Annotated in this window: 4 protein-coding genes and 1 pseudogene; 2 read left to right on the forward strand and 3 right to left on the reverse strand. The window is 63.5% G+C overall.

The annotated features are described in order from the left end of the window. Window positions 1-151: 151 nt before the first annotated feature. Window positions 152-1213, forward strand: a complete 1062-nt coding sequence (locus AC1DZQ_RS21575; RefSeq protein ID WP_476965429.1) for an SLAC1 family transporter — start codon at window positions 152-154, stop codon at window positions 1211-1213. 345 nt (window positions 1214-1558) lie between these two features. Here AC1DZQ_RS21575 and AC1DZQ_RS21580 read toward each other — a convergent pair. Beyond that, window positions 1559-2338 (reverse strand): annotated as a pseudogene (locus tag AC1DZQ_RS21580) (NADPH-dependent F420 reductase); the annotation flags it as partial. Window positions 2339-2392: 54 nt separating this feature from the next. On the opposite strand from AC1DZQ_RS21580, the gene AC1DZQ_RS21585 reads away from it, so the two are divergent. Continuing rightward, complete coding sequence (locus AC1DZQ_RS21585; RefSeq protein ID WP_476965430.1) at window positions 2393-2782, forward strand: MerR family transcriptional regulator; 390 nt, start codon at window positions 2393-2395, stop codon at window positions 2780-2782. A gap of 212 nt (window positions 2783-2994) precedes the next feature. Here AC1DZQ_RS21585 and AC1DZQ_RS21590 read toward each other — a convergent pair whose 3' ends face one another. Then, window positions 2995-3348, reverse strand: a complete 354-nt coding sequence (locus tag AC1DZQ_RS21590) for a hypothetical protein (protein WP_476965431.1) — start codon at window positions 3346-3348, stop codon at window positions 2995-2997. Window positions 3349-4008: 660 nt separating this feature from the next. Next, window positions 4009-6000 (reverse strand): ATP-dependent Clp protease ATP-binding subunit (locus AC1DZQ_RS21595; RefSeq protein WP_476965432.1); only part of this gene is annotated, 1992 nt, incomplete at its 5' end.

Raw genomic sequence — 6000 nt, forward strand, 5'->3', positions numbered from 1 at the left:
AGGTGCTTACTTTCTTGAAGCAAGTTTATTTACTTTCTTAAAGAAAGCTTGTACCGTGATTCTACGCCACCAACAGGATGAAGCAATCCTTGCCGATCACCGCACCCCGATCCCACGACCCACTGACGACCCCAGCCCCGAGGAGTACGGAATGACTGTTACCGACATCAGGACCGGGCCGGCAACGGCCGGCCCGGACGCCCCCTCACCGGGCCCACCATCACCCGCCGACCCTTCGCCCGCCGCCCCGTCGGGCATGCCGCCGCTGAGCCACTTCGGTGTTCCGCTGGGCCTCGCCGGATTGGGCGCCGGATGGTCCGCGGCCCGGGCCACCCTCGGGGCGCCGGCCTGGCCGGAGGAAGTCCTCCACGGAGCGGCCAGTGCCATCTGGCTCATCCTGACCACGGTCTATCTGCTGCGCGGCCTGCGACGCAAAGGAGCCTTCCGCGCCGATCTCCGGCACCAGATAGCCGGCCCGTTTGCATCCTTCATCCCCCTGGTGGGGATCCTGCTCTCAGCCCACTACAGCGAATACCTTCCCGCACTAGGCATGTGGGTATGCGTTGCGTTCATCGCCGCCCTTACCGTCGTGGCCACCCAGCTCTTCGCCCACTGGATTACCGGCGGAGTTTCAATGCAAGCCATTCACCCCGGCTACTTCCTGCCCGTCGTGGCCGGATCCTTCGTCGCCAGCATCGGATTCTCCAGCATCCACGCCCACGACGCGGCGCTGGCCGCCTTCGGCATCGGCGCCTTCTTCTGGCTCGTCGTCGGAACCGTCGTCACAGTCCGGCTGATGACCGCAGGCGCTCTCCCCCCGGCGGCTAAGACCGGCCTGTCGGCCTACCTCGCCGCGCCAGCAACCGCAAGCGTCGCCTGGATGGTTTCACACCCGGGACCCATGGGAGCGCTGCAGCTCGGCCTCACCGGAGTGCTGATCATCATGCTGCTCATGCAACTGTTCCTCATCGGCGAGTACCGCAAGCTCCCCTTTAGCCCCCTCTTCTGGGTCTTCACCTTTCCTGTGGCCACCACTGCAAACTACGCCGTCCGCTGGTTCGCCGCAGCGAACCTCCCGGGCCGCGAAACCTATGCCTGGATCGCCCTCGCCCTGGCAACAGCATTCATCATGGCCATCGCCCTCCGCAGCGGGGTGGCGGCCATTGCCCGTATCGCCGAAAAACGCCGGAACAACACACCGGGCCTCGTCTAGACCGACGAGCCGCCGCCAGCGGCACGGGCTTCGGAAGCGCTTGGCTCCGCGCAGGATCCGCCATCGGACCGCTCCTCGTCGGATGGATCGTCGACAAACTTCGGCATCAGCTACGTCTTCACCGTGTTAACCGCAGCGGCCCTCATCGGAGGCCTCATCACCATCGTCTTCGCCATCGAGACCAAGGGCCGCGCCCTTGAAGAACACTCGCCCTAACCAACCTCCGCACCCTCGCACGCAATCACCAAACCAGAGGGGCCCAGACCTCAATGAGGCTGGACCGCTGTGGCTTGCAAAGCATGACGTGCCGGTCTCGGTTCCTGGGTCGGTGGCCCGAACCAGTGGTTAGATGTAGATGGCTCGGTTGAGTTCGACGACGTCGTCGGAGGTGAGGATCGCACCGGTCTCGACCTTTTCCGAGATTGCCGCCATCGCCAGGTCCCTCCGCTGCGAGATCCGATCCTTCTTGGCGGCTGCAAGAGCTTCAGGGATTTCCTGGCGCGTGAGATCGGTGCAGTAAGCGGGAGCTCCCGGCTGCTGGCGCCAGGAATCGGCAAGGGACCCCGCGTCGAAAGCGTCGAACCCGGTGTCCTCCACCAGGCTCACTGCTACTGCCTTGTCCGGCTCGCGGTCCGCGGCAATGGGGATTGCGATGCGATCGGGGTCGCCTGCTGCTTTGCCCTTGGCTTCGAACGACCCTGCCACGATGGCGTTCCAGGCCTTGGCCACGGGACGTCCGAGCTGCTCGGTGATCCATACGCTCTCGACTTGCCCGTCATCGAGTGCCTGCACCTGTCCATCACGCATGGGATAGTAGTTCGAGGTATCGACGATGACTGCACCGGCTGGAAGGTTGGCGATAAGGGGTTTGATCGCGGGGATACGACTCAGTGGTACGGAGATAATGAGGGCGTCGACGTCGGTGACAACATCGGAGGCCTCTACTGCCCGGGCTCCTGCTGCCACGATCTCGGGGTTGATGGTCTCCGGACCACGGGAGTTGGCGACCTTGACCTCGTGTCCGGCTTCACTAAGCTTGCGGGCCAGTGTCGCGCCGATGGATCCTGCTCCGAGGATGCCGATCTTCATGTGAATCCCTTCATTGAGCTTGTAATTAGCTCCATTCTGAACCCTTCCATTAGTGTGAAGGTCAAGTCGCGTTCACGAATGAGGGCCCCTATGCGCATTGGTGAGCTATCCAAACGGTCAGGTGTTCCGGCCCGGATGCTGCGGTATTACGAGGAACAGGGCCTGGTGACCCCTCGCCGCCTCGATAACGGCTACCGGTCATATGACGAACATCTCGTTGACCGCGTCGGCAAGATCCGTGGCCTGATCGACGCAGGCATACCGACCCGGCTCATAGGGGACATCCTGCCCTGCCTGGATCGACCGCAGACTATCGTGGTCACCGACCCGCACCCAGAACTGCGAGGGATACTTCTCCAGGAGCGTGACCGGATGACCCAGAAGATCGACATACACGTCCAAAACCGTGACTCCATCACCCGGTACATCAAGGCCATGGACTCAGCCTTGGGTGTTGTCGCGGAGAAGACCGCAAGTTAACCTCGCCACACTTACACGGCTGGACTTGACCTTCGCTTCAAGTTTCCGCCCGTCAACAGGCTCAAGCGGAACTGCCCGGCGGCGACGGCTCAGGCCCTGGCCACAGTCGCCAGGCTCGCCGTTGCGGCGTTGCGGCCACGGTCGGACTGGCGCTTCTTCTCTAGTCGGGATCACAGCCGGCGGCCGGAGAATTCGCACTGGCCCTCGGATGGCTAGTCCTTCGCGTAACTCAGGGGCGGGAAATCGCGGGCCAAATCAGACGCCGGTGTAAGCATCCAGCCTTCCCTGTCCTTCTCGTAGCTAATCACCATCGGCGCCTCGGCGCCGCGGGCCGTATCCATGGCCAGCAGCAACGCATCCTGCAGCCGCCGTGCATAGTCAAGCCTTTCAGCCTGCGCTCCGACGAGCTCGCTGTTGTCGATAACATGGAAAGCCTTACCTCCCGCGACCACCGTTACCGCATATCCCGTCTCCTCATGGACCGATCCACGAGAAGTTCTAATTTCAGTGACTTTGGCGGCCCGAATCAGGCCCTGGTCGGCGGTACGAATCCACACGTCACCCATGGAAGCTCCCTTGTTCTGTGGGCATCTGCAAATCTACTCCCATTTGACCTAAGCGACTACGCCGCAGCAGCCGGACGATCGCGCTGCTTCAATCCGTCGGCCTGTTCCCGGCCGGGATTCTCGAGACTTGCCGCTGTCTCTGACTTAGTTGATTCACTTCTCCTAGCACCTCAGTGAATCCGGAAGATGCCTCGCTCTCCGGCGCAGTTACCTCAGCAGCCGATCGTGGAAAGTCCGGCTGAGGACCGACGACCCGCGGGCTTCAGCCCTTGTGAAGGTGACCGGGATGTCATTCCAACCCGGCGGGTGTCGTCATCCAGGGAGCTCCACCAGGTTGGCGGTGGTGTGACGGTGAAGCGGCGGCCGCTGATGGACGTGGGATCGATCCGGATGAAATGGTTCTTGCGGCCGGCCTCGTCATCGTATTCCCCGTCATCCTTGGCTGCCACGGATTCCGGATGCACCCCACGCCCCCGGGTTGAACATTCCGGTTCCGGCTGATTGAAAATGGCGTAGTCCGGACGAACCACACGCCACATTGCCCACGGGGTAGCACCGCCGCGGCCGGGTACTAAAGAGTCCGGCATGCCTTAGCCTGCAGGACAATGCGGTGGGACACGTGATATCAGCCCCCCGACGGTGGTCAGCGGCGGTTTCCGTTTAGCCCGCGGCGGGCAGTGCGTCCGGAATGCGGGGCTTGGCGTTGCCGGCGAAGGTGAACTTCGCGTCGTCGCCTTCGCCTTCCACGTCAACCACCACGATGTCGCCGGCGTGCAGTTCGCCGAAGAGGATCTTCTCGGAGAGCTGGTCCTCGATCTCGCGCTGGATGGTGCGACGCAGCGGCCGGGCACCCATGGCGGGGTCGTAGCCGCGGGTCGCCAGGAGTATCTTGGCCGCGGACGTGAGCTCGATGCCCATGTCCTTGTCTGCCAGGCGCTTCTCGAGCCTGCCGACGAACATGTCGACGATCTCGATGATCTCGTCCTGGGTTAGCTGCGGGAAGACGATGACGTCGTCAACACGGTTCAGGAACTCGGGGCGGAAGTGCTGCTTGAGCTCCTCCGTGACCCGGGCGCGCATCCGGTTGTAACCGGTCTGTGTGTCCGTGCCGGACTGGAAGCCGGTGGCAACACTCTTCGAGATGTCCCGGGTGCCGAGGTTGGTGGTCATGATGATCACGGTGTTCTTGAAGTCCACTACCCGGCCATGGCTATCGGTCAGGCGGCCGTCTTCCAGGATCTGCAGCAGCGAGTTGAAGAGATCGGCGTGCGCCTTCTCCACTTCATCGAACAGGACCACGGAGAACGGACGACGGCGGACCTTCTCGGTCAGCTGGCCGCCCTCGTCGTAACCGACGTAGCCAGGAGGGGCACCGAAGAGCCGCGAGACCGTGTGCTTCTCCGAGTACTCGGACATGTCCAGCGTGATCAGCGCGTCTTCCTCGCCGAACAGGAACTCSGCGAGGGCCTTGGCCAGYTCGGTCTTRCCGACGCCGGTGGGGCCGGCGAAGATGAACGARCCGCCCGGACGCTTGGGGTCCTTSAGRCCYGCACGGGTSCGGCGGATMGCCYGSGAMASSGMCTTRATGGCCTCRTTCTGGCCSACCACACGYTKGTGCAGCTCGTCTTCCATCTTCAGCAGGCGCGAGGACTCTTCCTCGGTCAGCTTGAASACCGGGATGCCGGTGGMRTTCGCCAGCACCTCGGCGATGAGGTCCTCATCAACTTCGGAGATGTCGTCCATGCCGCCGGTCTTCCACTGGCGTTCCTTCTCGGCGCGCTCGGCAATGAGCTTCTGCTCCTTGTCGCGCAGCGACGCGGCGCCTTCGAAGTCCTGCGCGTCGATCGCGGATTCCTTCTCCAGCTTCATGGCGGCGATCTTCTCGTCCATGAACTTGAGCTCCGGCGGGGCAGTCATGCGGCGGATACGCAGCCGCGCCCCGGCCTCGTCGATCAGGTCGATCGCCTTGTCCGGCAGGAACCGGTCCGAGATGTAGCGCTCCGAGAGGTTCGCCGCGGCGACCAGCGCGCCGTCGGTGATGGTGACCCGGTGGTGTGCCTCATACCGGTCGCGGAGGCCCTTGAGGATCTCGATCGCGTCGGCCACGGAGGGTTCCTTGACCTGGATCGGCTGGAAGCGGCGCTCCAGCGCGGCATCCTTCTCGATGTGCTTGCGGTATTCGTCCAGCGTGGTGGCGCCGATGGTCTGGAGTTCGCCGCGGGCCAGCAACGGCTTCAGGATCGAGGCCGCATCGATCGCACCCTCGGCGGCACCGGCACCCACCAGGGTCTGGATCTCATCGATGAACAAAAGAATGTCCCCGCGGGTGCGGATCTCCTTGAGGACCTTCTTCAGGCGCTCTTCAAAGTCGCCGCGGTACCGGGAGCCGGCCACCACGGAGCCCAGGTCCAGGGTGTACAGCTGCTTGTCCTTGATGGTCTCCGGGACATCGCCGCGGACGATCGCCTGGGCCAGGCCCTCGACGACGGCGGTCTTGCCGACGCCGGGCTCACCGATCAGCACGGGGTTGTTCTTGGTGCGGCGGGAAAGGACCTGCATGACGCGTTCCATTTCCTGCTCGCGGCCGATCACGGGGTCCAGTTTGTTCTCGCGCGCCGCCTGGGTCAGGTTGCGGCCGAACTGGTCGAGGAC

Source organism: Arthrobacter sp. P1_C12_2, from assembly GCF_056406415.1.

Coding starts and splice junctions, on each gene's coding strand:
- AC1DZQ_RS21575 (WP_476965429.1), top strand. CDS start 152: ATGACTGTTACCGACATCAGGACCGGGCCGGCAACGGCCGGCCCGGAC.
- AC1DZQ_RS21585 (WP_476965430.1), top strand. CDS start 2,393: ATGCGCATTGGTGAGCTATCCAAACGGTCAGGTGTTCCGGCCCGGATG.
- AC1DZQ_RS21590 (WP_476965431.1), bottom strand. CDS start 3,348: ATGGGTGACGTGTGGATTCGTACCGCCGACCAGGGCCTGATTCGGGCC.